Here is a 26865-nt window from a genome sequence, read left to right on the forward strand (position 1 = left end):
AATTTCTAGCTCTACTATGAGCCAGAATCGTGCCAGCTTTTTAACACGCTGAAATACAAGGGCATGTTCAAATTTGGGGCAGGTTTATCAACCTTATTTGCACTTCTTTGGTGCAATGATGCATCTAAATGGTGCGAAGAATGCGGTGTTGGGCTATTTTTCCGGCTGAGTGATGTTCCATCAAAACGCCAGTGTCCCTGTCATCCCCCCGTTGGCTAGAGTAGAATGGCGCGGTTACTAAATCAACAGGATCGGCAACGTAAGTTAAAATTCATTGTGGATTCTGGATCAAAACTGCCTTTTCAATTTTATGGGATATAGATCAAAGTTTTTTCGGCTGAAACGGCAGCACGCAAAAGCTATGCATTCGAGCGAGGGCGAACAGCGCCATTTTAGGGTGAAAATGGCAGCGTAGTTTGAATTGTATTACCTATCATTGCCCCAGATTGGTGATTAATGCTCCGAAAACGGCTGATATTTGCGCCGAAACAGCAAGCAGCTTGATTGCGGTTAGCTGTGAGCCTCATCTAGATATTGCAGTAAGTTAGGCCATGTCATCGGTTTCGCGTAGAGATAGCCTTGGATCAAATGTACACCCATCTGCTTGAGGGTGTCTGCTTGCCATTGATATTCAACCCCTTCAGCTACCACGTGCTGACCGAGTCGGTTGGCGATTTGAATTACGGCTTCGATGATAATCTCGCCCTTGGTATCGAGATTATCGACAAAGGATTTATCAATCTTGATGGCGTTGGTGGTCAACTCCAAAATGGAGGCGAGCGAGGAATAGCCGGTGCCGAAGTCATCAATTGACACCATAAAGCCCATCTCTTGCAGCTGTTTGATTTTGGTCAGTAGCAGATGCTTCTCTAAGCTAAAGGCGGACTCTGTGATTTCTAAATTGATGTATTCAGGTTGCGCATCAACGCTGTGCAGCAATGAGCTAATCATTTGAGTGAAATGTTCATCTTGAAACTGCAGCAGTGAGACGTTGATCCCCATGATCATCCCTGGATGGGTTTCGTTGAGTTTTTTCGAGGCAATAAACGCTTGCTGCAACACCCAAGCGCCAATCGACTTTATCAGGCCGTTCTGCTCGGCGATGGGAATGAATTCATCGGGTGGTATCAAATTGCCATCTACTCGCCAACGCAGCAGGGCTTCAAGCGACACGGGACGCCCAGTTTTGGTGGAGATTAATGGTTGATACATCAAAAACAGCTCTTGATGCTCAATCGCCCGCGCCAATTTGTTGCGCAGCCATACTTCGCGCCCCAGTTTCTCTGCGAGGGTATCGTTATAAAAGGTAACGCCTCCCGGATCGCTATGCTTGCGTTCATACATGGCGATATCAGCATGTTGAATTAACTGCTCAGCTTCTTCCCCGTGTTGTGGATAGAGAGCAATACCAACCGAGGCGCTGACATTGAGTTCACCGTCGTTCAACGGGTAGGGTTTGCCGATCATGGCGATCAGCTGTTGGGCGTATTCCGCAAGCTGCCATAACTCACGAAACGGCACTGCGATAAGAAATTCATCGCCGCCCCAGCGGCAGATACTTTTGGCATCGTAGCAAAAATCACTGATCCGTTTGGCCACCTCAATCAACACCTGATCTCCGGTACGATGGCCGATGTTGTCATTAATATCTTTAAAATGATCCAAATCGAGAAATAACAGCGCGAAATTGTTTTGCACCTTGGATTGTTTGCGGACAAGCGCGTCATTCAGTTGCACCAAAAAAGCGCTGCGATTTAACAAGCCGGTGAGTGGGTCAAGATTGGACAGCTCGTAAATCTTTTGTGTCCGTTGCTGCACTTGCTGCTCCATATCTTCGAGCAGCAGCTTATTTTCATTTTTGAAATGGATGGCATCAATGGTGAACTGGTGTGCACGCTGGCTATTCACCACAGTGGTTAGGCAAAACGCTAGCCCGACAAAACCGCTAATAAACTGCAATTGCTCGCCTTCGCTGATTAACAGCAGCGAATAGGGGACGATCAAGATAATGGGGTATGCAATAGCTGCTCGGCGGTTAGCACACAAACTAAAGGAAGCGCCGGAGGCCATCATCAGTACTATGATGGTCATCGCCGACAGTTCGTATATATCAGCGCCACGATAAAAGTAGAGGGTATAAAAACTCCACAGGCAAGCGTTAACTACAACACCCACACAAAAAAGGCGGTGCTTTCTAGACCCATGTAGCTCTTTTTGTTGATTCCAACGCAGTAAATCTATCAAGCGGATTACTGTGATGAGCACAATGGCGGCAAACCAAGCGAGCTTAGCATTTTGTACTTCTTCCCGTGCAAACCCTAAGACTAAGCAGGTGGCCGCGATCAGGTTCATAAACAACCCGGATGAAAGGCTACGGTAGAGTAATGTAGAAGTATCGAGACGAGATAGAGCCTGTAGCCGAGGGCTATTCATTCATGCATCATCCATGAAGTACAACAGAAAAGTATCTGTTACAAGCTAGCGGCTTGATGACTGAAATTCAAGAAAAGATTCATCATGCTGTTTTATAAAAGAATTATTGTAGCGCGTGCTCACGCAATTGTTATCGCTTAAGCTAAAAATCTCGTCAAATTGTCCCACAGTAAATGAGTTCTAACAGCAATTAATTGGCTAAGCAATAGACAAAGTCATATCAATGCAGCATTCCGCAGTGTATAATCGCGCGCTTTCTTCAAGAAACTCTACAACCACACGGGTTCCTCGCTCGAAGTAATCGCACTTAGCCCCCAATTTGGCTCGGTGCAACAATAGGCGTCAAGATAAAATGTCAAGTGAAATTAAGAAGTTAAGAAATATTGCGATTATCGCGCACGTCGACCACGGTAAAACTACTCTGGTTGACAAACTGCTGTCTCAATCTGGCACCCTGGAAACCAGAGGTGAAATGGCTGAGCGCGTTATGGATTCCAATGACTTGGAAAAAGAGCGTGGAATTACCATTCTGGCGAAAAACACTGCGATTCGCTGGAATGATTACCGTATTAACATCGTAGACACCCCAGGACACGCGGACTTCGGCGGCGAAGTAGAGCGTGTTATGTCTATGGTGGACTGCGTATTGCTGCTGGTTGACGCGGTTGATGGCCCAATGCCACAAACTCGTTTCGTAACCAAAAAAGCGTTCGCACAAGGCCTTAAGCCTATCGTTGTCATTAACAAGATTGACCGTCCAGGTGCTCGTCCTGACTGGGTTATCGATCAAGTATTCGATCTGTTCGACAACTTGGGTGCAACTGATGAACAGCTGGACTTCCCAATTGTTTACACCTCTGCGTTGAATGGTTTCGCGACAATGGACCCTGAAAATCAGGGCGGTGATATGACACCACTGTTTGAAACCATCATCGAAAAAGTATCGCCACCGGATGCAGATGCGAACGGCACGTTCCAAATGCAGATTTCGCAGTTGGACTACAGCTCTTACGTAGGTGTTATCGGTGTTGGCCGTATCAAGCGTGGTACCGTAAAACCGAACCAACAGGTGACTGTGGTTGGTGCTGACGGTAAAACTCGTAACGGTAAAGTTGGCCAAGTATTGGGTTACCTCGGTCTGGAACGTATCGAAACTGATGAAGGCAATGCCGGTGACATCGTGGCGATCACTGGTCTCGGTGAACTGAAAATCTCTGATACTGTTTGTGCTGTGGGTGCTGTAGATGCACTGCCACCACTAAGCGTTGATGAGCCAACCATGACCATGACCTTCCAAGTAAACACCTCTCCGTTTGCTGGTAAAGAAGGTAAGTACGTTACTTCACGTAACATTCTGGAACGTCTGCAAACTGAATTGGTTCACAACGTTGCATTGCGCGTTGAAGAAACTGACAGCCCAGACCGTTTCAAAGTATCTGGTCGCGGTGAACTGCACTTGTCGATTCTGATCGAAAACATGCGTCGTGAAGGCTACGAGCTTGCGGTATCACGTCCAGAAGTTATCGTGAAAGAGATCGACGGTGTTAAGTGTGAACCATTTGAACAGTTGACTGTTGACGTGGAAGAAGAGCACCAAGGCACAGTGATTGAAAAACTGGGTATGCGTAAAGCAGACATGCGTGACATGAACCCAGATGGCAAAGGTCGTGTCCGTATCGACTTTGTGATTCCTAGCCGTGGTCTGATTGGTTTCCAAACTGACTTCTTAACCGCGACTTCAGGTACCGGTCTGCTATACCACACATTTGACCATTATGGTCCAGTGAAGGAAGGCGACATTGGTCAACGCGCAAATGGTGTATTGATCTCTAACGCAACCGGTAAGGCACTGACTTACTCACTGTTTAACCTGCAGGACCGCGGTCGTCTGTTCGTGGGTCACGCAGCGGAAGTGTATGAAGGTCAAATCGTGGGTATTCACAGCCGCTCTAACGACCTGACAGTAAACTGTCTGAAAGGTAAGCAGCTGACCAACGTTCGTGCATCAGGTACTGACGAAGCACAAACCCTGACGCCACACATCCAGTTAACTCTGGAACAAGCGTTGGAATTTATCGATAACGATGAATTGGTTGAAGTCACGCCGAAGAGCATTCGTTTGCGTAAAAAGCATCTGACTGAAAACGACCGTAAACGCGCTAACCGCGCTTAATCGTTTACCTTCGATGAAAAACCCCAGCATGCTGGGGTTTTTTTATCCCAGCTGAAAAACGGTTATCGATTGAGACATCAAAGACACAGTTATTGGGGAACGTTTAACTTTTATGGGTCATCAGTGCTTTGCCGTTGGCGAGGCAGTCGACCATCTTTTTCCGACCAGATTTCACCAGATTCGCTAAGGTTTGCCGCGATACTTGCATCTCTACTGCGGCTTGCTGTTGTTGCATGCCTTGTAAGTCAACTAAGCGTAATGCCTCAAATTCATCAGGATGCAGTAACACTTGCTCTAGCTGTGTCATCGGAATTCCGTTGGGCTTAAAACAGCGATCGGCGGGTTGACCACAGATGATACGGGGGATTTTCGGCCGTCCCATCAACACTCCAAATTAATAGCATATGCAAACTGCAGTCAGAAATATCACAGGGTCAGGATGGGGGCAAGTGTCTGACGCCATTGAATTAGGTACTGCTATGCAACACCTAATAGCAATGGCGACAGGGTGTATTTCTACACCAAGCTTAGTGGCCGATGCGATTTACCATTTGGATCAGTTGCATACGGATCATCTCAGGGGTTTGACTATCCCAGTAACCGGCTAGATAGGCCGCAAACGGCAGCACAAACAACAGCGTCAGCGTCAGCAACATCACTGAACGTGCGCTAATGCTGCGGTTGCTGCTGATGCCAAAACCGAGCGCCTGTTTTTTCGGGCAGGCGGCAACACAACGCATACAGGCCTGGCATTCATCGCTTCGAACCGTGGTTTTGGTGTGCACAATAATGTTGGCGGGGCAGGCGCGAGTACACTTGTCGCACTTCATGCCACGGCTTTCAATCAGGCAGTGCTCACGGTTGCGGCGGATTTTCAGCGGGCTGGCAAAACTCAACAATCCTAAAATGGCGCCGTAAGGACACAGATAGCGGCAAAAGCCCTGTCTACGCCACGCCACAATCAGCAAAATTAATGCAAACGCAGCTAAAGTAACTAATCCTGGGGTGATGAAAAACAGTGCCATCTTTACATCGGCAATTTTGTGGTAGTTGCCGTTGAGATAACCGGGTATTGCCATGGTCGGCATACTAAAACAGACCAGATAGATAAACGCAGCTAACAGCAGGTATTTCACCATTCGTAATGGCCAATCAAGCCATGCTGGCGGCATCAATTCCTCTTTTATTAGCCGCTTGCGCAGCCGATAAAGCTTGTCGCCCACTAAGCCAATCGGGCACGCCCAACCACAAAATGCGCGTTTGCAGATTAATCCTGTGAGCAATACGACTGCGAGCATCACCGCGGCGGCAGGATGGTTTTGATCCCAAATGCCGGCGCTGATGCCTTTTAACTCAATGCCGCCGGCAATCGGCAAAAAGGCATCGACTACATTGGGGCGTGCTAACCAAGGCGTCATGCCCGCCTTTAGCATCAAGGTGTTGATCGTGTATTGCAGCGCTACCAACAATAGCGCTAAAAACAGCAGATGTTGAAAACCATCGCGCAGTTGGTTTATTCGCACCTCGCCTGTAATCCAAGCCGGTTTGCGCCAATAAACTAGGCTCAAGCCCACGGCGGCAACTAAGGTTGCGATCAATAAAGTGCTGCTGGCTGCAATGGCAAGCGCCACGGCGATAGAGCCAAGGGTAGCGACAAAGCCGTAATGCTTTCCAGCCCACCAAAGCTGACTGGCACCATACAGCAGCGCCAACATCAAGGTCAGAGATTCGGTAATGGTCATACAATGTAAACATGCAAAAGGAATGTGACTATTTTGAACCCAGAGTCGCAGAACCGTTTCCAGCGATAAAAGTGTTTTGTGCTCCAGATCCCTATCTGGACGGGTGCATGTTTGTAACCGTGCGGCACATCACAAGATTAAGTTTAGCTTGTCGTTTGGATCGGTCATAATTGAGCGACTTATCGCCTAAAGGCTAAGAATGTCGGTTATCGAAAGCGTATCCAAGGAGTGTGAGTTCGCTGATGAAGAGTTTGCGTCGTGCTGGAGCGGATCTGTTGTTTGGGGTGTTTGTAGTTGTCTACATCAGCACCGCTTTTTATCTGGTTGAGTATCTGCAAAAGAGCTATAGCCGCGACGTGGTTGCTGAACGCACTTATTCTCTCACTCAACAACTGGCACTGGTTCGCTCACGCTTGGAAGCGATGGTCACTTCAGAAATATTTCGCACCACCGGAATCGTTTCTTATATCGCCGTCGCGCCTAACTCTTCCGCCCAGCAATGGCTACCAATGGCAGAACAACTGCTAGCGAACGCACCACATATTCGCAATATCGCCGTTGCCCCGAATAACGTGGTTTCCTTTGTTTATCCGCAAGCAGGCAATGAGCAAGCATTTGGCTTGGATTATCGGCAGTACCCCAATCAACTGCGCACCGTGGAGGTCGCGCGTCAAACTAAACAGATCTTTGTTGCTGGCCCATTAGCGTTAGTGCAAGGCGGCATGGGGGTGATCGCGCGTATGCCCATTTTTACCGACCCGCCGCAAAACAGCCAATATTGGGGCGTCGCCAGCGTGGTATTGGATTGGGAACAGCTGCTGGAAGACTCAGGCGCATTAGCATTTCCTGCCGGTGTGCAGTTAGCTATTCGCGGCGTTGATGGCACCGGTGATTTGGGTCCGGTGTTTTACGGCAAGCTGGATACCTTTAGAACGCCGTTGCTCACCGAAAATATCAGTATGATCAGTGGTCGCTGGACCATTGCCATCAAAGCCGATGAATCACAGCTGGTGGCGTTAGGCACCAAATATCAGTTAGTTCGGCTGTTTGGTTATTCGCTGTCAGTTCTGATTTTTATCAGCATCATGGTGGTGTTGAATGCCTATCGTAATGCGCAACGTTATTCCTATCAGGATGTGCTAACCAAGCTTGGCAATCGCCGTTTTATCACCCAAGTGCTAAAGAAATTGATCAGTCGCCGCAGCCGATTTGCGATTATCAATATAGATTTAAACCAGTTCAAAATGGTCAATGACAGCTTTGGTCATCCGGTGGGCGATGCATTGCTGGTAGAAGTGGCGCATCGCTTGGAAAGTTCGTTGCGCAGTTATGATGCGCTGGCGCGTGTGGGGGGCGATGAGTTTTTATTGGTGCTGCCACGGATAACGCGACAACAAGATTTGCAAGCCATTGTGGATAAAATTCGTGAGCAAGTCTGCGGTACGCCGTTTGAGCATCAGGGGGTAACCTTGGTGGTCAGCTTGAGTATCGGTGTCGCCATCTATCCAGACGATGGTGAGGACTTAGAAGAGTTGTTTCATCGTGCAGACAGCGCCATGTATCAAGATAAGCATCGCCATCATCGCCGAACTGCCTAAGCGGTGGGAGTGTTTCAAAAAGCCGTGCGCGCCACGCTACTCAATGTCATTCATGTAAGCTAATTGGGCCACATTCTGTGCCGCTTTGCTAAAACTATTCACATCAGCTTCGCTGCGGAGAGTGCCAACTTCTATACTCAGGTAAACACGTAGTACAAGCATTACGTGTTGATCTGGCGGTCGTCGTGCTCACTGACTCGCCCGCTTCGACTGGCGTAAGGTGTTTATGTGGTGGTGATGAACTTCTCTGCAATCAAATATCTTTTGCTGCTCTGCCTGACCTGTTTTATTTTGCTGGTGACCGTTGTTGTTGAATATGTGCAGCAACAGTTGAACGACAACATCGATACAGAGGCGCATTTAGCGGCACAGCAACAGCTACAACTGGTGCGCTATCATCTGGAATCGTTATTGAGCCTAAAAGTGATTGAGGCTGGCAGTCTTGCCACGTTCATTTCGGTTAGCCCTGATTCCACTGAACCACAGTGGCGCCAAATTGCTGAAAAAATGACCGCGGATAGTCGTTATATTCGTAACATCACAGTAGCACCTAATGATGTCATTCGCTTTGTGCACCCGTTAGCCTCCAATGCGGCGGTGATTGGTTTAGATTACCGCAGCTTGCCCAATCAATGGCAAGGGGTTGAACGGGCACGACTAACCCAAACCATGCAGATTATTGGGCCATTAACCCTAATTCAGGGCGGTGAAGGTTTGATCTTACGTCTGCCAGTGTTTGCCGACCCACCTCATAACCTCGTCTATTGGGGCGGTTGCAGCGTGGTGTTTGATTGGCCCAACATGCTGGCCGACAGTGGCATTACTGCATTAGCGCAGCAATATTCGCTGGCATTGCGACGGGTTGATGATCGCGGCAATCCAAGCGACTACTTTTGGGGCGACGGCACCGCATTTGATGAGCCGTTAGCATTAGAGGTGATTAATTTCTTCTCAGGTCATTGGCAACTCGCCATGGGCGCAGCAAAACAACCACCGCTGCAGAAACGCGGCCAACAACTGGTGCGACTATTTGGCTACAGCTTAATTGCGCTGACTGTGGTGAGTGCGCTGCTGCTGTATCAGTATTTTAATAGTGTGCACCGTTACTCTTATGAAGATGTGTTGACTAAGGTGGGCAATCGCCGCCAAGCCATGATGGCGCTGCGCCAGTTGGCAGCTAGCCGCGGTCGCTTTGGGATAATTAGTGTTGATCTCAATGATTTTAAAAAGATTAACGATAATTTTGGCCATGCCGCGGGCGATCTTTTTTTACAGCAGGTGGCACAGCGCCTCAAGCAACAGCTGCGAGGAACGGATTTGGTGACCCGTTTAGGCGGCGATGAATTTTTGCTTATTATCTCGCGTTTGAAGGACTCAGAGGATCTGCAACGGGTACAGGAAAAAATTCGCCAATATGCCTGCCAAACCCCAGTGATGTGGCAGCAACATCCGCTCAACGTCTCCTTGGCCATGGGCTCAGCGCGCTATCCGACCGATGCTTCGTCAATCAATCAGTTACTGCAGTTTGCGGATAGTGCCATGTATCAAGATAAACAGCGGGTGAAACAGGCTGCGTCACCCGCGCAAAGCTAACGGTTTACTGCTCCATCGATGAGATGAATTTGTTCGATTCGGCAATCGAGCGATTCATCTCGTTAATCAAGCTAGAAATATCCGCTTGCAAGCTGCTAAATTCGCCTTTGATTGAGGCAATGGTCTGGGCATTAAGGTTGTGCTTCAGATAAAGCATATTGTCTTTCATGGCGGTTAACACGGGCGCCATTTTGCTTTCGGCGCGGCGCATGCTTTTCACCATCTGCTGATAGGCGCGTTGGGTTTGGTTCAGTTTGTTCTGGCTTTTTTGGCGCAGTGTGGCTTTGCTGATTTCGCCGATTTCGTCTTGCCACTCATCAAATAGCGCTTCCGCCACTGATTCCACTTTATCGATACGGCCACTCACATCGCTCGCCGCAGTTGACGCTGCGTCATACTCATCTTTGGCTTTGTCATAAGCGGCTTCCAGCTCACCACCATCATGATTGAGTAAGGCTTGCATCTCTTCGAGAGCTGAGCTGAATTGCTTTTGCGCGTCTTGCTGTGATTCTTTCGCGGCTTTAACCCGATCCACCATAATATCGCGTTTGTGAATGCCGACTTTCTCCATCGCGCCATAGTAGGCGGATTGACAGCCGGTCAGCATCAGCATGCAACTGATGCAGAGGGCGGTAACTATCTTTTTCATGTGAACTCCCTGTTAGGCGGCGCGGAATTTCGCCGCATCGATAATGCTCCATAGGTGGGCAATCCCCGCGATAATGGCAGGAACGACCAGCCACCACGTGGCATACCCAGCAACAGTAATGACGAAAAAAAGAATAGCGGCCAGAATACGGCCTTGTACCAGTTGGCCCAATCCCGGAATAAAAACGTTGCAGATAGCGGCAATCACGTTACCGGCAGATCCTTGTTGTGACATGAAATTCTCCTCTTTGGCAGCATTCGAACTTGACGTACCAGTATCACCTTTGTCAACAGAATGTTATTGTACGCAGATATCGACATTAGGCACAAAGGACAATGCTGCAAAGTGCACGATAATATTGATTTCAGTAAATTACGCCCGTTTCTTTTCGCCAGTTGGCGCTTTGTTCGTCATCTGCGGCTGCGGTTGCAGCGCGACCAGATCAACATCCGCGCCGGACACTTGGCGTACGTGACCTTACTGTCGCTGGTGCCTATGGTGGCAGTGATGATGTCAACGCTGTCTGCCTTCCCAGTGTTTAAAGGGGTACGCACGCAGATTGAGTCTTTCATTTACGAAAACTTTCTGCCCGCAGCCGGTGATACGGTGCAGGTCTATATCAACCAGTTTGTTGGCAATGCCTCCAAAGGTACTGCCATCGGGATTGGCGCGCTGATGGTGGTTGCGCTGCTGTTGATCAGCGCGATTGATAAGGCACTTAATTATATTTGGCGCACCACAGCGAAACGCCCCAAAGTGTTGTCGTTTTCCATGTATTGGATGATTTTGACGCTTGGGCCGATTTTGATGGGGGCCAGTCTTGCAGCTACCTCTTATGTGGTGTCCTTGCAGGTGTTTAATGATGCGGACACCTATGGCATTGGCGCCTTCTTTGTGGCGCGTTTGCCATTTATCTTTTCAGTGGCGGCATTTTTGCTGCTCTACACTGTGGTTCCCATTCAAAAAGTGCAATTTTTGCATGCGCTATTAGGCGCCGTTGTGGCGGCGTTACTGTTTGAGGCAGGCAAAAAAGCCTTCGCCTTTTACGTGACTAACTTTCCGTCCTACGAAGCCATTTATGGTGCCATGGCAACGGTGCCGATTTTGTTTGTGTGGGTGTATCTCTCTTGGATGATTGTGCTTCTTGGGGCGGAAATCACTGCGGCGATGCCAGAGTTTCTGGGCGAAAAACAACGTCCAGCCTTAGCTGAGGAGCAAGATGGCGCTAACTGAGCCGTTCGCCGAAACTTGGCTAGACACAGATGAAGGCCACATACTGCATTTGACTCAGTATGGTAATCCCGATGGTGTGCCCGTGTTGTATTTGCACGGCGGGCCGGGGGCAGGCTGTTCCGCCAATGAGGGGCAGCTGTTCGATCTCAGCAAAACTCGGCTGATTTTATTGGATCAGCGCGGTTCCGGTGACTCATTACCCCACGGCGGCCTGCAAGATAACAATCTATTGGCACTGTTGACCGATATTGAACGGATCCGCCAGTGGCTCAAGATTGAGGCTTGGTGTTTGGCGGGGGGCTCGTTTGGTGCAACCCTCGGCTTAATTTATTCAGGATTGTGTCCCAAGCGGGTCTTAGCGCAAGTTTATTGGGGGCTGTTTATTCCGTCCGATCAAGGGCGCGATTGGCTCTACGGTGGCAATGGCGCAGCGAAGCGTTTTCCTATCGATTACTTAGGCTTTGTTGGTACAGCTAAAGCGGATAACTTGTCGTTTAATACGCTGATGGCGCGTTACTATCGCGCGCTCAATGGCGGTAACCGCATGCAACAATGTATTGCTGCGTGGAATCGATGGGAGCGGGTACTGGCGCAACCTTGGGGCGTACCTTTACCCGTCGAACCAATGAAACGTGAAGAAGCTACCGCGCGTATTGAAAGCCATTACGCCATCAACCGTTACTTTGACGCCTATACCTTGATGAAAGCAGGGCGCGGTAAGTGGCCAGCACACACTGAAATCATCCAAGGCAGTCAAGATTGGGTCTGCCCAGACCATTTATTACGAGAGTTTCTGGCGCCGGTCGCCAAAGACAGTTTCAGCTACACCCATGTGTCGGGTGGATTTCATTCCATTGATGACGTTAAGATGCACACCGCCGTGTATAGCGGTTGCGCTCGCATGATTGCCAGCGCTGCCGCTCAGTTGCAGTTAGGAGAACCCCGTTGATTGCCCTAATCCAAAGAGTCAGTGAAGCCAGCGTGACGGTGGACAATGCTATTATTGGTGAAATTGGCCGTGGATTGTTGGTGTTGCTGGGGGTTGAGCAAACTGATACGGCGGAGATTGCCGAGAAGTTGGCTGCCAAGGTGATGAAGTACCGCATCTTTGGCGATGAGAACGACAAGATGAATCTTAATGTGCAGCAGGTGGATGGCCAGTTGTTAGTGGTGTCGCAATTTACCTTAGCGGCAGACACCAGCCGTGGCTTGCGTCCCAGTTTTTCCAACGGTGCTGGTCATGCACAGGCCAATGCCCTCTACCAACATTTCGTGAGTTATTGTCGCCAAGCCGGCATGACCACCGAAACAGGCCAATTTGCCGCAGACATGAAAGTGGCCTTGGTCAACGATGGCCCGGTGACTTTCTCATTGCAGGTCAATTAACCACCAATACCGCCACTTAGTTGCTCGTCATTTCTAAAAATTCGAATACATTAGCTTGTTTATTGCGCTATAAGTCCGATTAAACTGAAGTTAGACTAGCTTCATTCAGTGGCCAATCCCCCTGTACCGAATTAACTTAATCGCATTGGAGTGAATTATGAGCAACGTATTGTTAGTGAAATCCAGTATCCTCGGTGAATATTCTCAATCAGGTCTGTTGTTAGATTACTTGGCCGCTTCTTGGAAAGAGCAGGGTGCTGAGATTGCAGTACGTGATGTTGCTGCTGAACCACTGCCAATTTTAGATGGCGAGTTAGCTGGCGGTATGCGTGGTGGTGACAACCTAAACCCACGTCAACAACAAGCGTTGGCACTGTCTGACAAGCTGATCCAAGAGCTGAAAGACAACGACACCATCGTGATTGCGGCGCCAATGTACAACTTCACCATTCCGGCACAGCTGAAAACTTGGGTTGACTTGGTTGCTCGTGCTGGCGTGACATTCCGCTACACTGCAGCGGGCGCAGAAGGCCTGATCACCGGTAAAAAAGCGGTTATCGTGGCAACCTTTGGTGGTCTGCATAAAGACACTGACGAAGACTTTGTAGTGCCTTACCTGAAACGTTTCTTGAGCTTTATCGGTATTGATGCCGTTGAAGTGGTTTATGCCGAAGGCTTGAACATCAGCCCAGAGCTGAAAGAGAAAGGCATCGCTGACGCCAAACTGGCTATCGATGCGCTTGCTATCTAAGGCAAGTAACCTGCTAATCGTTTGTTTTTCATCTCACCTAAGATCAATAGGCGCGTAGATGAGTCCCCTACTCGCCTAATGGTGTTTTGCCCCGTACCCTTCGGGGCTTTTTTATGCCTAATGAATTGAAAGGCTAAAGTTTTTTGCGCAGTCGGCTGGAATGGTGCTCATCAAATCGTTCAGTGACCCGCCGTTAATCACGCAATCAAAACCATTGGCTTTTAGCTGTTCACAGGCTTGTCTTGAGCGGATCCCCGCGCCGCAATACAGCACGATCACTTCGGATTTATCTTGCACAGGCATCCAAGATTTAAAGGTTTCTAACGGCACATTTTCCGCTTGTGGCAGATGCATGACGGCATATTCAATGGCAGAGCGCACATCAATCACTCGAGCACCTTGAGTGATTAACTCCCAACAGGTTTCACTGCTGATAGGATTGGATAGTCGTGACAGTAGTGGCAACAACATAAGCACTCCATGAATAATCCTAGGTAGGGAGATGCATCATAGGATGTCGCCAGCTGTTCAGAAATTAGCCTTTGGTCGCAGCAAAAGGCGCAGTCAATGCGCCTTATGTTTAAGGCCAGCGGCGGAAGATGAGTGAGGTGTTAATGCCACCAAAAGCAAAGTTATTACTCATCACCCATTCCGTGGCTAAGTTGCGCCCATCGCCGGTGAGATAATCGAGCTCGGCACAATCATCGGCAAGGTTGTCGAGATTAAGCGTCGGCGCGAACCAGTTGTGGCGCATCATCTCAATGCTCCACCAAGCTTCTAATGCCCCGCAGGCACCTAAGGTATGGCCGGTGTAACTCTTGAGCGATGAGATCGGTGTTTGCTGACCAAATACCGCATGGGTGGCGGCCGATTCAGCTGCATCGCCGCGGTCGGTTGCCGTACCATGTGCATTCACATAACCGATAGCTTCTGCCGCTAAGTTGGCATCTTGCAGCGCGAGTCGAATCGCTTGCTCCATGGTGCTGGCATTCGGTTGAGTAATGTGGGCGCCGTCAGAGTTCGTTCCAAAACCGACAATTTCAGCATAGATATTCGCGCCGCGAGCTTTGGCGTGTTCGAGTTCTTCCAACACGAGGGTACAGGCGCCTTCACCGATCACCAAACCATCACGGTCGCGATCAAAGGGGCGCGGCGTTAATGAGGGTGCGTCATTGCGGGTGGACGTGGCAAACAGGGTGTCGAACACCACGGCTTCGGTAGCACATAGCTCCTCGGCGCCACCGGCCAGCATCAGTTGCTGTTGGCCGTATTTAATTGCTTCATAGGCGTAGCCGATTCCTTGGCTCCCCGACGTACATGCGCTGCTGGTGGGCATGATTCGCCCTTTCAGCCCGAGAAACACGCCAATATTGACCGCGGTGGTGTGGTTCATCATACGAATATAGCTGGTGGCGTCAATGCCGCTCATATCGGCGTGTTGCAGCATGTTGCCAAAGCCGACAATCGGCTGTGGACTGCCAGCAGACGAGCCATAAGCCACGCCCATGCGGCCATCTTGAATACAGCTGTCGCCCAGCAAACCCGCATCTTGCAGTGCGCGCTCACTGGCCACAGTGGCCATCTGCGCAACGCGTCCCATCGCCCGTACTTTTTTGCGTGAATAATGGCTGGGCAATTCAAAGTCGGTCACTGGTGCGGCTAAGCGGGTGTTGAGCCCTTGATAGCGATCCCATTCGGGCATTCGCTGTACCGCATTTTGTTTGGCTTGCAGTCTGGCCTGCACGCTCGGCCAGTCATGGCCTAACGAGGAGACACCGGCAATGCCGGTGATGACAACGCGGCGGCTCATAACATGCCACCGTTAACTGAGATCACTTGGCGGGTGATATAAGCCGCTTCATCTGACAGTAAAAAGTTGGCCAAACCGGCAATCTCTTCAGGTTTACCCATGCGCCGCAGTGGCACCATCTGCTTTACTAATTCGTCGGTAAAATTTTCCACCATCTCAGTGTCGATAATGCCGGGCGCAATGCAGTTGACGGTGATTTTGCGTTTTGCCACTTCCAGCGCCAACGCTTTGGTGGCACCGATAATCCCCGCTTTTGACGCGCTGTAATTCACTTGGCCACGGTTGCCCGCAAGTCCTGAAACGGATGAAAGGGTGACAATGCGGCCGCCTTGGCGGGTTTGGATCATCGGCATCAAGGCAGGATGTACCACGTTATAAAAACCATCGAGATTGGTATGGATGACGCTATCCCATTCGTCAGCGGTCATGGCAGGAAAGGCGGTGTCTTGGGCAATACCCGCGTTCAGCACCAGCCCGTAGTAGGCGCCATGATCCGCGATATTTTGCTCAATTGCGGCACGACAAGCGGCGCGGTCGGCAACATCAAAACGCAACAGGCTAACCTGTACCCCTAGGGCTTGGATTTCGGCAGCGGTTTGCTCAGCGGCATCCTGACGTGAACGGTAATGCAGGGCAATATCATGGCCAGACTGCGCTAAACGCAGTGCGATGGCTTTGCCAATACCGCGACTCGCGCCAGTGACTAAAACTCGCTTAGTCATAACTTCTCCAGATTAAAGCGACAGCTCACCGGCCAAATAGGCATCGGTTTGCTGAGGTTGAAATACATTAACGTTGGCGCTGGCAATCAGCTGTTGCTGGGCATCATGAATGCTGCAATCAAATACCGCGAGACCGGAATCCTCTTGATACAGCCGTTGCACGCTAATGTGGTAGCGTTGCCCTAAGTTATAGCCAGCCTGTGAAAAACTCAGCTTACGAGTGCCAAGCAGAAAGCCCGTGCGGATAGGCTCACCTCGTTGCTCAGCTTCAATGCCCGCCAAGGCTGCCACTGTTTGCGCCATATATTCAATACCGACATAATTCGGTACATGCCTACTGGCGCTATCGACAAAGGGCGTTTGCTCGCTGATTTCGACGCTGGCAATTAAAAAGTCAGCGCGGTACTGCTCAATGCGATCGATCAGCACCATCGGCGGCCGATGCGGAATAAAATCGCAAATGTTACGCGCCGTGTAATTGTTATTCATGTGATAAACCACGACTAAAGATCAGGCTGGCATTACTGCCGCCAAAGGCAAAAGAGTTACTCATAAGATGCTGCAGCGGCTTGGGCTGATAATCCTGGCTCACCAATGGTAATGCGGGCAGCTCGGGATCGAACTCAGCATCCCAACAATGCAGTGGTAAGCCGTTGCTGTGGTTAAATTCCGATAACAGCAACCAGCAAAATCCCGCTTCCAATGCGCCCGCGGCACCAAGGGTATGGCCAGTAAGCGGTTTGGTTGAGCTGCATGGCGGCAGTGTGCCGCCAAAAACGCGCAGCATCGCCCGAGATTCCATCGTGTCATTTTGTTGGGTCGCTGTGCCGTGCAGATTCACATAATCAATCTGATTTGCAGCTAACCCCGCTTGGGTCAGTGCTTGCTGCATGGCGTTGACGGCACCATCGCCCTGCGGATGTGGCGCTGAGATATGGTGTGCGTCGGCAGATTCTCCGCAGCCCGCTAACATTACTGGGCCGGTGCCACGCTCAAGGGTAAACAGTACCGCACCTTCACCAATATTGATGCCGCAACGATGCAGACTGAAAGGGTTACAGCGTTGATCGGCGATGGACTCTAAGGCATCAAAGCCGTTCAGCGTCAGCTGGCTCAAACTATCGACGCCGCCCACAATCACCATATCGCACAGGCCGCTATTGAGCAGACGTTGACCACTGGCAAACACTTTAGCGCTGGAAGAGCAAGCGGTAGATACCGTGTAAGCTGGTCCGGTTAACTGCAAATAATCGCGTAAAAACAGCGCACTGCTGCCCAGTTCTTGCTGCACATAGTGGTAATCATCAGGAAACTGGCCATGTTGACGATGATATTTCAGCGCCTGCTCACCTTTGGCGATGCCCGAGGTGCTGGTGCCAATCACCACCCCAATCCGCGCTGTACCGTAACGCTGTTTTGCGGTCTCAACAGCACTGGCTATTGCGGCTAATGCCTTGAGCATCAGAGCATTATTACGGCAGTCGTATTGGGCGAAACCATCGGGAAATGCGGGCAGTTCGGCGCTGACTTCGCCGACTAACGCACTGCGCCCGAACAGCAAATGGTCACGCTGCACCATATGAGAGGTGTCACCGCCGAGGAGCGCCTGCAAAATAGTGTGCGGTTCTATGCCTAGTGGCGTACAGAATCCGGCATGGGTAATCGCAATGGTCATATCCGTCATGTCTATTCTTGTTAGCCCACACTAAAGGGGAGTAATGGTCAGCATGATGTTGGCAGCTGGTAATTGCAATACCGCTTCACTGTGCCAATGATCTGCTTGCTGATAGGTCACTAGAGCGATGAGTTTACCATCTCGGTGCAGCTGCCGACACTGGCTTTGGCCACAGGGAACTTCGGTTAATTCAGCGCCGTTAATCGATGCCTGCAACAGTTCAGTTGGCCAATAGACCAACTGCAGCATTGCCAAGAGATAATCGGCACGAAACTGATTACCGAGCAACATACTCTGCTCGCTGCTCAAGCTATGGCCGTCAAAGGTTAAGCTAAACAGGGCTTGCCCCAGCGGTGCCAATCCTACAACCGTCATTGCTTGCGTTGTAAAACTAAGTGATACCGTCAGCTCTTGCTGGCTTTCGGCTCGGTTAAAGCGCACTAATTGCACGAGGTCATCCGGCGGCAAGGCGTTGGACTGCTGCCACGGCAGTGGCGCCAAACATTGTGATACTTCAGCGGTTAATGACACACAGCTGGCCGGTGCATGTCGCAGTTGTTGGCAACCTGCCAGTAGGGTGAAGGCGAACATCAATAACCAACGATGCATCATGACTCCTTAGCCGAGTGCGGCAGAGCTAATTGCAGTGCGAGCACTAAGGTAAACAAAATTCCGAGGGTCAAGGTTTGGCCAAAGGCGGCGATGGCATGGGTTTGGCTGAACCCGAGCAGCCCAAATGCGAGCAGCGTTGAGATCGCCGACAGCAATACGGCTAACAAGACTGCCGCGGTTTGCTGCTTGGCGTTAGCAAAAAACAAGCTGTAATCCACACCAATCCCAAATACGAGGATCAGCGCCAAGCTGTGGAACAAGGTCAACTCTGCCCCGAGCCAGCCTAAGCTGCCCAAGGTCATTAGCGCCGCCAATATCGGCACTAATGCAATTTTAACACCTTGGGCTGTGCCATAACGCCCGATAAATAACAGTGCGGCAACGGCTAAGGTGGCGGCCAATAGCACTAAGGTCAATACGCGGAAATGTGCCATGGTACGGGAGATATCGGCGACTTTATCCACCAGTTGCAGCTGTGAATCCTGCGCTGCTAATTGAGTCAGCGCAGGCAGATGTTGAATCCCGCCCAAGAGCACAATTGCCGCATAGCTGGGTTGATTATCTAACCATAACTGCGCCAAACCGCTTTGCTTCGCAGCTTCAGTCGCGCGCCACGCGTCAATGGTGAGGGTTGGATTGGTGCGATATTGCTGCAGCAAAGCATTTGCAAGGCTGTCATCCAAGTCCAACTGCGGCAGGATTTGCGGCAGCTGCAGATAGATTTGCCCTTGCAGTTGATGTTGCAGCTGTTGGGTTTGCGCACTCGGCACAAACCGCGACAGCGACACAAAGCTGCCCAGTTGTTGCTGCTGAACCAGTTGCTGCAGTTGGCTACTTAACCGCTCCAACTTTTGCAGCAGTTGTTCTGGCGTATCGCCACTGACCAATAAAAACTGATTGTCGGTGCCACCACTTAACAGCTGACGTAATTGCTGCTCTGGCTCGATGACACTGGCTGGGCTTTGCTGCAATTGGCGCACATCGTCGTTGCTGACTAAGCGTAAATTGCCAGCGACAAGCACCACGGCGATGATTGCCAACAGTTGCAATGGTAGTCGGCGTTGCAGCAGTTGCTGACTTAAACGCTGCGCCCAAGCTAACGCCTGACTGTGTGCGGCAAGTGGTTGATTGGCCAGTAGCGGATAGGCCAGCAGCAGTGTCAGCCAAGTAAAAATCAGACCCGAGGCGCAAAACAGTGCCACTTGGCGCATGCCCGGAAATGGCGTGAACGCCAGCGCCACATAGGCAATCACGCTGCTCAACAACGCCAAACTCAAGGTCGGCATGATCTGCGTTAAACTGCGCTGTGCTGAATTTGTTCCTGTGTCGCCATCATCTTTGGCATGTTGCAGCCGTTCGCAATAGAAGTGAAAACTGTAGTCGATGGCGATGCCGACCAAGCTGGTGCCAAACACCAGCGTAAGCAGATGTAGCTGGTGGAAGACGCTGAGGGTTACCGCGGTGGCCACCACAAAGCTGCTGGCTAAGGTTAGCAACGCAATCGACAGTGGCATCAGCGAGCGAAAACACCACAACACTAACAGCACCACGCCGAGCAGGGAAATACCGCCAATCCAACTGATCTCTTGGGTTGCGGTCTCGGTGGCTGCTGCCGCATGAAACAACGCGCCCGCCTTGAGCACGGTGATGTCAGGCAATACTGTGGCTAAGGCATGGTTTAACGCCTGCAGCTGTTGCTGCTGCGCCGCTGGATTAAACGCTGAACCAACGCCTTGAGCGCTGATAATGGCCGCCACACCGGTCGTGGTTGGTCGCAGCAAAATGCCGTCTTGTTGCTGGTATTGCTGTCCAGCCGCCAACGAGTGCAACCAGTCGGGGAATAGCAACAGTGGGTCATTCGCCAGCAGCGCGCTATTAGCCGCGCCAAACGGGTTAAACAGTTGCTGCTGCGCCTTAGCAACTAACTGATCAACATCCTGTTGTTGCAATAGTTGCTGCTGCTCTGCGGTCAACAACTGCATGCGATAGGGAAAATAGAAACTGGCCAGCGATTGCAACTGTTGCGGCGCACTGCTGACGTTGTCAAACGCGGCGCTTTGTTTGAGCGCGGCCAGCACTGGTTTGGCGGCATTTACCGCGGCAGTTTGATTGTCCGCGACCAAGGCGAGGTAGATGCGATTGGCAAACTGCTGTTCAACCCGCTCTTGAGCACGTTTGATAAGCGGGTCTTGGCTGATAGTGGGCAGCATCGCCAGAATATCTGTTTCAATGCGTGCGCCTTGCTGCCATTGCCAAATACCCACGGCGCTGATACTGCTGAGCAGCATCAGCCAAAGTGCAAAACTCAGCCGCAGCCGCAGCATTAATTCTGCGCTCCAACAGGGGGAAACAGCGCTTGTTCTGCTGTCGTCAGCGTACCTTGTTGCACGTTGAACAGTGCGATTTCACTGACGTCTTGTTGCTGCCCTAGCAGCAGAATCCGCCGTAACTCGCTGTCACCTGACAGTACTATGTGTGGCAGCAAGGCCATAAGTTGGGGATCTTGCGCGACGAGCCCCAACTGCCAATGGCTCTGGTCGCTAGGGTGTTGCAAATGCAGGCTAAAATGCTGCTGCAGAAAGTCGATGTCCGCACTGAGCAAGGCACGCATCAATTGCGGCATTAACTGACTCAATTCTGCGGGTGCTGCACTGGTGGCTTGTTGGCTGCGGTTGCCCTGACTGTCGATTTGGGTCAGCGAGTTTTGCTGCAATATCAGCGTGGTAGCAAATGGTTTGAGCTGCTGCCAATACAAACCTTGTGCAGCGGAAAACACGAACTTGCCTTGGCTTTGCAGCGGGCGTTTGAGCACCTTGAGCCAGCGAGTTTGTTGAAATTCACCGCGACTGGCGTTGCCAAGTGCGAGCGATTGCATCAATTGGCTCAGTTCATTTTGAGTGGCGGGTGCGCTAAACAGCGCTTGAAAGTCGTCTGCGTTGGTGCGAATGAGAGGGCTGTCGTCGGCAACTGCCATATTGAACAGCAATGCGCTGAGCATGCCCGTTAGCAGGTATGTCATTGCACCGAGATGCAGCAGTCGCGTGGTTCGTTCAACCAACCACTGGCGCACTACTGAGTTTGCCCTACTGCAGCGACTCATTGCGCCTCCAAGTAAGGCTGTAACCGCTCACGAAATGCCGCTGGAGTTTCAAAACACAGCTCTTTGCTTTGCATGTCGACCGCCGCCTGAATGCTGTAGCCTTTGGTGGTGCGTTCGCCGCTGGCGCAATCAAAAATCTGGTATTGGATTTTTAGTCGATTTTCCCACTCGACCAAGCTGGCTTCGACGCGAATTTTTTGCTCAAAGGTAGTCGGTTTTACATATTTGACTTGGGTATCGACAATCGGCCACATATAGCCAGACGCTTGCATCTGCCGGTAGCCATAATTGATCTGTTCCAACAGCTTACAGCGGGCGACTTCAAAATATTTGAGATAATTGCCATGCCAAGTGATCCCCATTGAGTCGACATCAAAAAAGGGCACTTCCATTTCAACTGCTACCTGCAATATGGCTTTCACTGAGGTACCTCCCATACCGCTTGTTGGATTTTGGCCAATGTATCACGCAGTGTCTGCTCTAACGGTCGGTCTTCGTCGACGAGCGGCAGTTGTTCGGCTAACTGGGTGAGTAGACTGTTAAGCGCCGGGCTCAAACTCTCGTAACTCAACTGTTGTTGCCGTACTCGCAATCGCACCCCTTGGCTCACGGCTAACAAAGCGGCGCTGGCGACTTGCTCGGTCAGAGTGAGCACGCGCAGTGCATCCCGTGCAGCAATGGTGCCCATGCTCACTTTATCTTGGTTGTGGCATTCCGTTGAGCGTGAGAACACGCTGGCGGGCATGGTCAGTTTTAGCGCTTCGGCGGTCCATGCAGAACAACCGATTTGCACCGCTTTAAAGCCGTGGTTAATCACTCGTCGAGGCCCTTCGCTGCCCGATAGATTGGCCGGCAGCCCGTGGTTGAATTTAGGGTCCATCATTAACGCCATCTGCCGATCCAATAGATCAGCCAAGTTCGCCACCGCGTTTTTCAGCGAATCCATCACAAAGGCGATATGACCACCGTAAAAATGGCCGCCATGCAGAATATGCTCACCTTCAGCATCGACAATCGGATTGTCGTTGGCGCTGTTTAATTCGATTTCAATAAACTGCCGCATAAACGGCTGAGCATCCACCAGAACCCCGATGATGTGCGGTGCGCAGCGAATCGAATATCGATCCTGCAAGCGCTCACTGTTGCGCGGATGGGTATGGTGTTGCAGGTCGTCGCGGATCCATTTGGCCACTTGCATCTGCCCCGGATGCGGTTTGGCATTAAACAGGATTTCATCAAAATGATGGCTGTTGCCTTGCAACGTAATCGACGCCAGCGCGGTAATGCGGGCACAAAGGCGCGCTAAATAATCCGCCCGTTGAAAGGCCAAGCAGGCCAGTGCGGTCATGACCGCAGTGCCGTTCATCAGCGCTAATCCCTCTTTCGGGCGTAGCACTAATGGTGTGATATCTAACTGCTGAAACACGGTCGCAGCATCTTGTTGTTCGCCATTAAACAGCACTTGTCGTTCGCCTTGCAGTACTGCTGCAAGGTAAGACAGCGGGGTGAGATCGCCACTGGCACCCACCGAACCCTCTTCGGGAATGAGTGGCACTATGTTGCGATTAAGCAGTTCCGCAAGGCGTTGCAATAAGCGATAACTGACCCCAGATTTCCCCAATGCCAGCGAATTTAAGCGGCACACCATCACGGCGCGTGCTTGCTGCTCAGTTAGGTATTGCCCCATACCGCAGCCATGAAAGCGGGTCAGATGCAGCGGCAGCTCTGCGACTAAGGCTTCATTCACCGCAACGGTGCAGGAGTCGCCATAGCCGGTGGTAACACCATAGACCACCCCCTCTTCAGCAAGCAGGCTATCAATAAATTGGGCGCCCCGCTCAATGCTGGCGATGTAGTCGGGCGCATCATTGAGCTGCACCTGCGCACCGGCGGCAACCGCCGCCACTTGGGCAATGGTTAGTGGTTGTTGGCCAACAATAATCGGGTCAGCAACACGGCTCATGCATCTTCCTCACGGCTAAGCGCACTGTCTTGGCGCCAAAAGTCATAAAAATTAAACCATTGCAGTGGCGCGCGCAGCGCCATTTGCTCTAAACGTTCAGCATAAACGCGACTGGCTTGCTGTAACCTTGCTGCACGTTCAGCGCGAGGCCCGGCTAATGGCGTATCAAACGGCTGTACTTCAACGATATAGCGGCCATGTTCGCGAATACAAAACAGGGTATACACAGGGCAATCTAACAAACCTGCCAGAATAAATGGCCCTTCAGGAAAGGCGGCAGGTTGGCCTAAAAATGGTTGATATTGCACACGGCCAATGCTGTGGCGCGAAGTGCGATCGGCGGCAATCACCACCAGTTCGCCGTTGTCTATCTTTTGCTGCAGCAACATGGCGGTCGCCGGGTTTAACTCCGACACTTGCAGCAGATCGAGTTGGCTATCGGGGTTAAGCTGCTTGATCAGCTTATTGAAATTAGCGCTGTTATCACTCATCACCATCACGTTCACCTTGATCTGGCGTTGATGGATGGAGATGGCGCGGCACAGCTCAATGTTGCCAATATGAGACACTAACAACACCGCGCCACGGCCGCGCTCAAGTTGGGCTGCAAGTTGGTCTTTACCCGGAAAATCCACTTGGCTCAGGGTAATGCGGTCACACCACGCATCAACCCGATCCAGCGCTGCGTTACCAAAACTGATGAAGTGTTTCAGACCATCGCGCCAACTGAGTTGTTGGATTAGCTGTGGATGTTGCGGCCGCAACTGTTTTACCCGGCGCAAAAAATCCATGGAGGCCTGGCGTGCATGTTTACCACTAATAAAGAAATAGCCAATCACAGGGTACATGATCAGTCGTGCCAACCAATGTCCGCCAAGACGGTAGCAGCCGAGCAAAATCTTTAGCCCGAGCAAGCTGCCGCGTTCGCTGATGCTTGACCAATGCTGCTGATTGCTGCTGGCTTTGGCGGCGCGCGCAAAACGCTGACCGGTTAACTTGCGCCATAACATGCCGAAAAACAGCCGTGTATGCATTTTGCTGATCAGCCAGTTGTCGGCAACGCCGCGAAAGTGGCTGACGCCGTTATCGGGGTAGATGACTTTTGTTGGCAGATGCACGGTGGGCACTCCGCGCCAAAACAACCGCACCATGATTTCGGTGTCGAAATCCATACGTTCACCTATGGTTTCACCACTTTGCATCAGCACATGACAGGCGGCTAACGGATAGATACGAAAGCCGCACATCGAATCTTGGATCTGCAGGCTGAGGGTTTCAATCCACACCCAAAAGTGAGTGATATAGCGGCCATATAGGCGCGCTTTGGGAATCGACTCATCGTATTGCGGTAGGCCACTGATTAACGCGTGTGGCTGCTGCTCAGCTTGTTCCATCATCAACGGAATATCTGCCAAGTTATGCTGGCCGTCAGCATCCACTTGCAGCGCATGGCTGAAGCCTGCCTGCCATGCGGCGTTTAAACCGGTCAATACAGCCGCACCTTTGCCGCGATTATAGGGATGGGTAATCAAGGTCACCCACGTATGTTGCTGCGCTAACTCGGTCAGCAAGTAGCGGGTGCTGTCGTTGGAGCCATCATCAATCAGAAAACAGTGCAAGCCCAACGGCGCCAACGCTTCTAGGGTTGCGGCGATGTAGTGGGTATGGTTGTAGTTGGGGATGACCAGCGCTAACTTCATCCGTTGGCTCCCTCACTCAAGAGGATGCGCCCCGATGCAAAGCGGCGTTCACCAGCGGTGACGCTAAACAGCAGTTTGCGCTTGGCTGCATCATGGTTGATGGTGAGGGTAAACTGGGTGTTAGGCAAAATAAGTTGCTGAAACTTCAGCACTTCAATTTGGGCTACAGCAGCGGAATAGCCAAAATGAGCACAGCCTAAGCTGACCGCCCAATCCAGCTGCACCACGCCGGGCACAATGGGGTGCTCAGGAAAGTGACCGGCAAAAGCAGGATGTTCGGCGTCGATCTGCATCAGCCAAGTGGCGCAGCTCGGTTCGCTGTGATGTTCAATTACTGTCGGAAGTGGTGGTTTAGTCATTATCAAACAGCTGCAGCATCTCTTGCAGACGAATCTTTCCTTGTGGGTCTTGCGGCAGTCGCTCGGGATAACGCCAGCGCCGCGGCAAAGTCACACGCTCAAATTGGCTAAGGAGATGACTTTTAAGCGTGTTGTTAATATGAAGTTTACCATTGTGCAGCAGTTCGGCATGACCAACATCCGACAGTTCCACCACAGCGCCTAACTGTTGGCGTTGGCCATCAAGTAGGATAAGACTGCTTTGTGCCACCCACGGATGCGCGTTGAGTAAGGCTTCCATTTGCACCAGCGATAAGCGCTTCTCTTCGATTTTTACCACGCGGTCGAGCCGACCTTCTAGGCGAAATAAGCCATCACCGAGCAAGGTAATGCTGTCATCGCAGCGTAGCTGCGCATCATCCACCAGATACGGTGAGTTCAGCAACAGTGCGCCATCGCTATCATCACGAGCGATTCGCATAGGAGCAAAGGCCTTCCACGCCGTTTCTGCACTGTGCTGGCGCCGATAAGCAATGCCGCCGGTTTCGGTGCTGCCGTAGACTTCAATCGGCAAGCTGGCAAACACTTGGCGAATGCCAAGCGCCGCTTCTAACGGCAGAGGGCCGCCGGAGCTGAAAATAAGGCTGGGTACTTGATGTTGCCGCTCAAAATTAAGCGCCTTGGGTAATCGAGTTAACTGCGCTGGGCTGCTGATCAAACACAGCTTGGGAAATAGCGCCATGTAATATCCCAGCGTTTCAGGATATTCGACGAGGTCACTCAAAAATGGCCGACTAGCCGCTAATGGCCATAGAATTTTAAACAGCAGGCCATAGATGTGCTGGTGGGTGACCGTGGCTACTACACTGCAATGTGGCAAGTGTTTGGCAAAGGTGTTTTCCAGTACCGTAACTTCGGCATCGAGCTGGCGTAGCGTTTTGCGTACTGCCTTAGGTTGGCCGCTTGAGCCTGAGGTAAATAGCAACAGCTCACCAAATTGCTGGCCTTCAGCAAGTTGCGGCCAGGGGCGATTACCTGTGCTCAGCTGTTTGCGTAGCGGCAGGTATTCGCCGTGATCACTCAAAGGTTGCTCAGCTAGCACGCCATCAAACTCGGCACTAAGTTGGCTGATACTGCCCGGTTGAGTGTTGGCTGGCAGGATGATCTGCTTTCCGGCAATCAATGCGGCACAGAGACCAACCGCAAACAGATTACTTGAATCGCTGGCCAGTAACCAACGTTTAGCGGGTGATTGCTGCAGTTTTTGGTACACGGCATCCACCTGATTGGTAAACAGGGCGCCGGTCACTATGTCATGGTGGTTAAAGCTGATCAGCTGTTGCGGCGTTGGGCCTTGCGCCAACCATGTTTTCAATAACTGTGTCAT

At 51.2% G+C, this 26865-nt stretch carries 25 protein-coding genes; 7 read left to right on the forward strand and 18 right to left on the reverse strand.

The window, feature by feature from the left end:
* Positions 1–510 precede the first annotated feature (510 nt).
* The gene (locus JYB87_RS01205; protein WP_207355111.1) at positions 511–2433 is read right to left on the reverse strand and encodes a putative bifunctional diguanylate cyclase/phosphodiesterase; all 1923 of its coding nucleotides are present in this window, start codon (positions 2431–2433) and stop codon (positions 511–513) included.
* A 352-nt stretch (positions 2434–2785) separates the two neighbouring features.
* Between JYB87_RS01205 and typA the strand changes: the two genes are divergently transcribed.
* Positions 2786–4606 carry a translational GTPase TypA gene (gene typA / locus JYB87_RS01210; RefSeq protein ID WP_207355112.1) on the forward strand — a complete coding sequence of 607 codons (1821 nt, stop codon included), beginning with the start codon at positions 2786–2788 and terminating at the stop codon, positions 4604–4606.
* 103 nt (positions 4607–4709) lie between these two features.
* On the opposite strand, the gene JYB87_RS01215 is transcribed toward typA, so the two are convergent.
* The gene (locus JYB87_RS01215; RefSeq protein WP_207355113.1) at positions 4710–4988 is read right to left on the reverse strand and encodes a DUF134 domain-containing protein; all 279 of its coding nucleotides are present in this window, start codon (positions 4986–4988) and stop codon (positions 4710–4712) included.
* A gap of 145 nt (positions 4989–5133) precedes the next feature.
* A complete protein-coding gene (locus JYB87_RS01220; protein ID WP_207355114.1) occupies positions 5134–6348 on the reverse strand; it encodes a 4Fe-4S binding protein in 1215 nt (404 codons plus the stop codon).
* A 242-nt stretch (positions 6349–6590) separates the two neighbouring features.
* Here JYB87_RS01220 and JYB87_RS01225 point away from each other — a divergent pair, with 242 nt between their 5' ends.
* Both JYB87_RS01225 and JYB87_RS01230 read left to right on the forward strand, forming a co-directional pair.
* On the forward strand, positions 6591–7946 hold the full coding sequence (locus JYB87_RS01225; RefSeq protein WP_207355115.1) for a diguanylate cyclase domain-containing protein: 1356 nt from the start codon (positions 6591–6593) through the stop codon (positions 7944–7946).
* A gap of 237 nt (positions 7947–8183) precedes the next feature.
* Entirely contained in the window at positions 8184–9539 is a 1356-nt protein-coding gene (locus JYB87_RS01230) for a diguanylate cyclase domain-containing protein (RefSeq protein ID WP_207355116.1), read from the forward strand.
* 4 nt (positions 9540–9543) lie between these two features.
* Here the strand turns inward: JYB87_RS01230 and JYB87_RS01235 are convergent, their stop codons facing one another.
* Together JYB87_RS01235 and JYB87_RS01240 are read right to left on the reverse strand one after the other, a co-directional pair.
* Entirely contained in the window at positions 9544–10188 is a 645-nt protein-coding gene (locus tag JYB87_RS01235; protein WP_207355117.1) for a DUF2959 domain-containing protein, read from the reverse strand.
* A gap of 12 nt (positions 10189–10200) precedes the next feature.
* The gene (locus JYB87_RS01240; RefSeq protein WP_207355118.1) at positions 10201–10422 is read right to left on the reverse strand and encodes a hypothetical protein; all 222 of its coding nucleotides are present in this window, start codon (positions 10420–10422) and stop codon (positions 10201–10203) included.
* Positions 10423–10533: 111 nt separating this feature from the next.
* Between JYB87_RS01240 and JYB87_RS01245 the strand changes: the two genes are divergently transcribed.
* From JYB87_RS01245 to JYB87_RS01260, 4 genes are all read left to right on the forward strand, one after another.
* On the forward strand, positions 10534–11421 hold the full coding sequence (locus JYB87_RS01245) for a virulence factor BrkB family protein (RefSeq protein WP_228729922.1): 888 nt from the start codon (positions 10534–10536) through the stop codon (positions 11419–11421).
* Entirely contained in the window at positions 11408–12370 is a 963-nt protein-coding gene (locus tag JYB87_RS01250; protein ID WP_207355120.1) for an alpha/beta fold hydrolase, read from the forward strand. Before JYB87_RS01245 ends, JYB87_RS01250 begins: the two co-directional genes overlap by 14 nt.
* Complete coding sequence (dtd, locus tag JYB87_RS01255) at positions 12367–12807, forward strand: D-aminoacyl-tRNA deacylase (RefSeq protein WP_207355121.1); 441 nt, start codon at positions 12367–12369, stop codon at positions 12805–12807. Before JYB87_RS01250 ends, dtd begins: the two co-directional genes overlap by 4 nt.
* A gap of 157 nt (positions 12808–12964) precedes the next feature.
* Entirely contained in the window at positions 12965–13558 is a 594-nt protein-coding gene (locus tag JYB87_RS01260) for an FMN-dependent NADH-azoreductase (RefSeq protein ID WP_207355122.1), read from the forward strand.
* Between the two features lie 117 nt (positions 13559–13675).
* On the opposite strand, the gene JYB87_RS01265 is transcribed toward JYB87_RS01260, so the two are convergent.
* The 13 genes from JYB87_RS01265 to JYB87_RS01325 form a co-directional block, all read right to left on the reverse strand.
* Positions 13676–14029 (reverse strand): rhodanese-like domain-containing protein, encoded by a 354-nt coding sequence (locus JYB87_RS01265; RefSeq protein ID WP_207355123.1) that lies wholly within the window; start codon positions 14027–14029, stop codon positions 13676–13678.
* Positions 14030–14138: 109 nt separating this feature from the next.
* Positions 14139–15368: a beta-ketoacyl-ACP synthase gene (locus JYB87_RS01270; RefSeq protein WP_207355124.1), complete on the reverse strand. Its 1230-nt coding sequence runs from the start codon at positions 15366–15368 to the stop codon at positions 14139–14141.
* Positions 15365–16090, reverse strand: a complete 726-nt coding sequence (locus JYB87_RS01275; protein ID WP_207355125.1) for a 3-ketoacyl-ACP reductase FabG2 — start codon at positions 16088–16090, stop codon at positions 15365–15367. The genes JYB87_RS01270 and JYB87_RS01275 overlap by 4 nt, the downstream gene beginning before the upstream one ends.
* Positions 16091–16102: 12 nt before the next feature.
* Positions 16103–16579 (reverse strand): ApeP family dehydratase, encoded by a 477-nt coding sequence (locus JYB87_RS01280; protein WP_207355126.1) that lies wholly within the window; start codon positions 16577–16579, stop codon positions 16103–16105.
* Entirely contained in the window at positions 16572–17774 is a 1203-nt protein-coding gene (locus JYB87_RS01285) for a beta-ketoacyl-[acyl-carrier-protein] synthase family protein (protein WP_407695827.1), read from the reverse strand. The genes JYB87_RS01280 and JYB87_RS01285 overlap by 8 nt, the downstream gene beginning before the upstream one ends.
* 21 nt (positions 17775–17795) lie before the next feature.
* Positions 17796–18374, reverse strand: coding sequence for a DUF3261 domain-containing protein (locus JYB87_RS01290; RefSeq protein ID WP_207355127.1), 579 nt, complete (start codon positions 18372–18374; stop codon positions 17796–17798).
* A complete protein-coding gene (locus tag JYB87_RS01295) occupies positions 18374–20701 on the reverse strand; it encodes an MMPL family transporter (protein WP_207355128.1) in 2328 nt (775 codons plus the stop codon). Before JYB87_RS01295 ends, JYB87_RS01290 begins: the two co-directional genes overlap by 1 nt.
* Positions 20701–21477: an outer membrane lipoprotein carrier protein LolA gene (locus JYB87_RS01300; protein WP_207355129.1), complete on the reverse strand. Its 777-nt coding sequence runs from the start codon at positions 21475–21477 to the stop codon at positions 20701–20703. Before JYB87_RS01300 ends, JYB87_RS01295 begins: the two co-directional genes overlap by 1 nt.
* Positions 21474–21899, reverse strand: coding sequence for an acyl-CoA thioesterase (locus JYB87_RS01305; protein ID WP_207355130.1), 426 nt, complete (start codon positions 21897–21899; stop codon positions 21474–21476). Before JYB87_RS01305 ends, JYB87_RS01300 begins: the two co-directional genes overlap by 4 nt.
* Positions 21896–23440 (reverse strand): HAL/PAL/TAL family ammonia-lyase, encoded by a 1545-nt coding sequence (locus JYB87_RS01310; protein WP_207355131.1) that lies wholly within the window; start codon positions 23438–23440, stop codon positions 21896–21898. The genes JYB87_RS01305 and JYB87_RS01310 overlap by 4 nt, the downstream gene beginning before the upstream one ends.
* On the reverse strand, positions 23437–25140 hold the full coding sequence (locus JYB87_RS01315; RefSeq protein ID WP_207355132.1) for a glycosyltransferase family 2 protein: 1704 nt from the start codon (positions 25138–25140) through the stop codon (positions 23437–23439). Before JYB87_RS01315 ends, JYB87_RS01310 begins: the two co-directional genes overlap by 4 nt.
* On the reverse strand, positions 25137–25499 hold the full coding sequence (locus JYB87_RS01320; RefSeq protein WP_207355133.1) for a 3-hydroxyacyl-ACP dehydratase FabZ family protein: 363 nt from the start codon (positions 25497–25499) through the stop codon (positions 25137–25139). The genes JYB87_RS01315 and JYB87_RS01320 overlap by 4 nt, the downstream gene beginning before the upstream one ends.
* Positions 25492–26865, reverse strand: coding sequence for an AMP-binding protein (locus JYB87_RS01325; RefSeq protein WP_207355134.1), 1374 nt, complete (start codon positions 26863–26865; stop codon positions 25492–25494). The genes JYB87_RS01320 and JYB87_RS01325 overlap by 8 nt, the downstream gene beginning before the upstream one ends.

Source organism: Shewanella avicenniae, assembly GCF_017354945.1.
Taxonomy (GTDB): Bacteria; Pseudomonadota; Gammaproteobacteria; order Enterobacterales; family Shewanellaceae; genus Shewanella; species Shewanella avicenniae.

Coding starts and splice junctions, on each gene's coding strand:
- JYB87_RS01230 (WP_207355116.1), top strand. CDS start 8,184: ATGAACTTCTCTGCAATCAAATATCTTTTGCTGCTCTGCCTGACCTGT.
- JYB87_RS01240 (WP_207355118.1), bottom strand. CDS start 10,422: ATGTCACAACAAGGATCTGCCGGTAACGTGATTGCCGCTATCTGCAAC.
- JYB87_RS01220 (WP_207355114.1), bottom strand. CDS start 6,348: ATGACCATTACCGAATCTCTGACCTTGATGTTGGCGCTGCTGTATGGT.
- JYB87_RS01310 (WP_207355131.1), bottom strand. CDS start 23,440: ATGAGCCGTGTTGCTGACCCGATTATTGTTGGCCAACAACCACTAACC.
- typA (WP_207355112.1), top strand. CDS start 2,786: ATGTCAAGTGAAATTAAGAAGTTAAGAAATATTGCGATTATCGCGCAC.
- JYB87_RS01300 (WP_207355129.1), bottom strand. CDS start 21,477: ATGAGTCGCTGCAGTAGGGCAAACTCAGTAGTGCGCCAGTGGTTGGTT.
- JYB87_RS01315 (WP_207355132.1), bottom strand. CDS start 25,140: ATGAAGTTAGCGCTGGTCATCCCCAACTACAACCATACCCACTACATC.
- JYB87_RS01265 (WP_207355123.1), bottom strand. CDS start 14,029: ATGTTGTTGCCACTACTGTCACGACTATCCAATCCTATCAGCAGTGAA.
- JYB87_RS01280 (WP_207355126.1), bottom strand. CDS start 16,579: ATGAATAACAATTACACGGCGCGTAACATTTGCGATTTTATTCCGCAT.
- JYB87_RS01215 (WP_207355113.1), bottom strand. CDS start 4,988: ATGGGACGGCCGAAAATCCCCCGTATCATCTGTGGTCAACCCGCCGAT.
- JYB87_RS01295 (WP_207355128.1), bottom strand. CDS start 20,701: ATGCTGCGGCTGCGGCTGAGTTTTGCACTTTGGCTGATGCTGCTCAGC.
- JYB87_RS01320 (WP_207355133.1), bottom strand. CDS start 25,499: ATGACTAAACCACCACTTCCGACAGTAATTGAACATCACAGCGAACCG.
- JYB87_RS01290 (WP_207355127.1), bottom strand. CDS start 18,374: ATGCATCGTTGGTTATTGATGTTCGCCTTCACCCTACTGGCAGGTTGC.
- JYB87_RS01225 (WP_207355115.1), top strand. CDS start 6,591: ATGAAGAGTTTGCGTCGTGCTGGAGCGGATCTGTTGTTTGGGGTGTTT.
- JYB87_RS01260 (WP_207355122.1), top strand. CDS start 12,965: ATGAGCAACGTATTGTTAGTGAAATCCAGTATCCTCGGTGAATATTCT.
- JYB87_RS01205 (WP_207355111.1), bottom strand. CDS start 2,433: ATGAATAGCCCTCGGCTACAGGCTCTATCTCGTCTCGATACTTCTACA.
- JYB87_RS01235 (WP_207355117.1), bottom strand. CDS start 10,188: ATGAAAAAGATAGTTACCGCCCTCTGCATCAGTTGCATGCTGATGCTG.
- JYB87_RS01250 (WP_207355120.1), top strand. CDS start 11,408: ATGGCGCTAACTGAGCCGTTCGCCGAAACTTGGCTAGACACAGATGAA.
- JYB87_RS01270 (WP_207355124.1), bottom strand. CDS start 15,368: ATGAGCCGCCGCGTTGTCATCACCGGCATTGCCGGTGTCTCCTCGTTA.
- JYB87_RS01285 (WP_407695827.1), bottom strand. CDS start 17,774: ATGACGGATATGACCATTGCGATTACCCATGCCGGATTCTGTACGCCA.
- JYB87_RS01275 (WP_207355125.1), bottom strand. CDS start 16,090: ATGACTAAGCGAGTTTTAGTCACTGGCGCGAGTCGCGGTATTGGCAAA.
- JYB87_RS01325 (WP_207355134.1), bottom strand. CDS start 26,865: ATGACACAGTTATTGAAAACATGGTTGGCGCAAGGCCCAACGCCGCAA.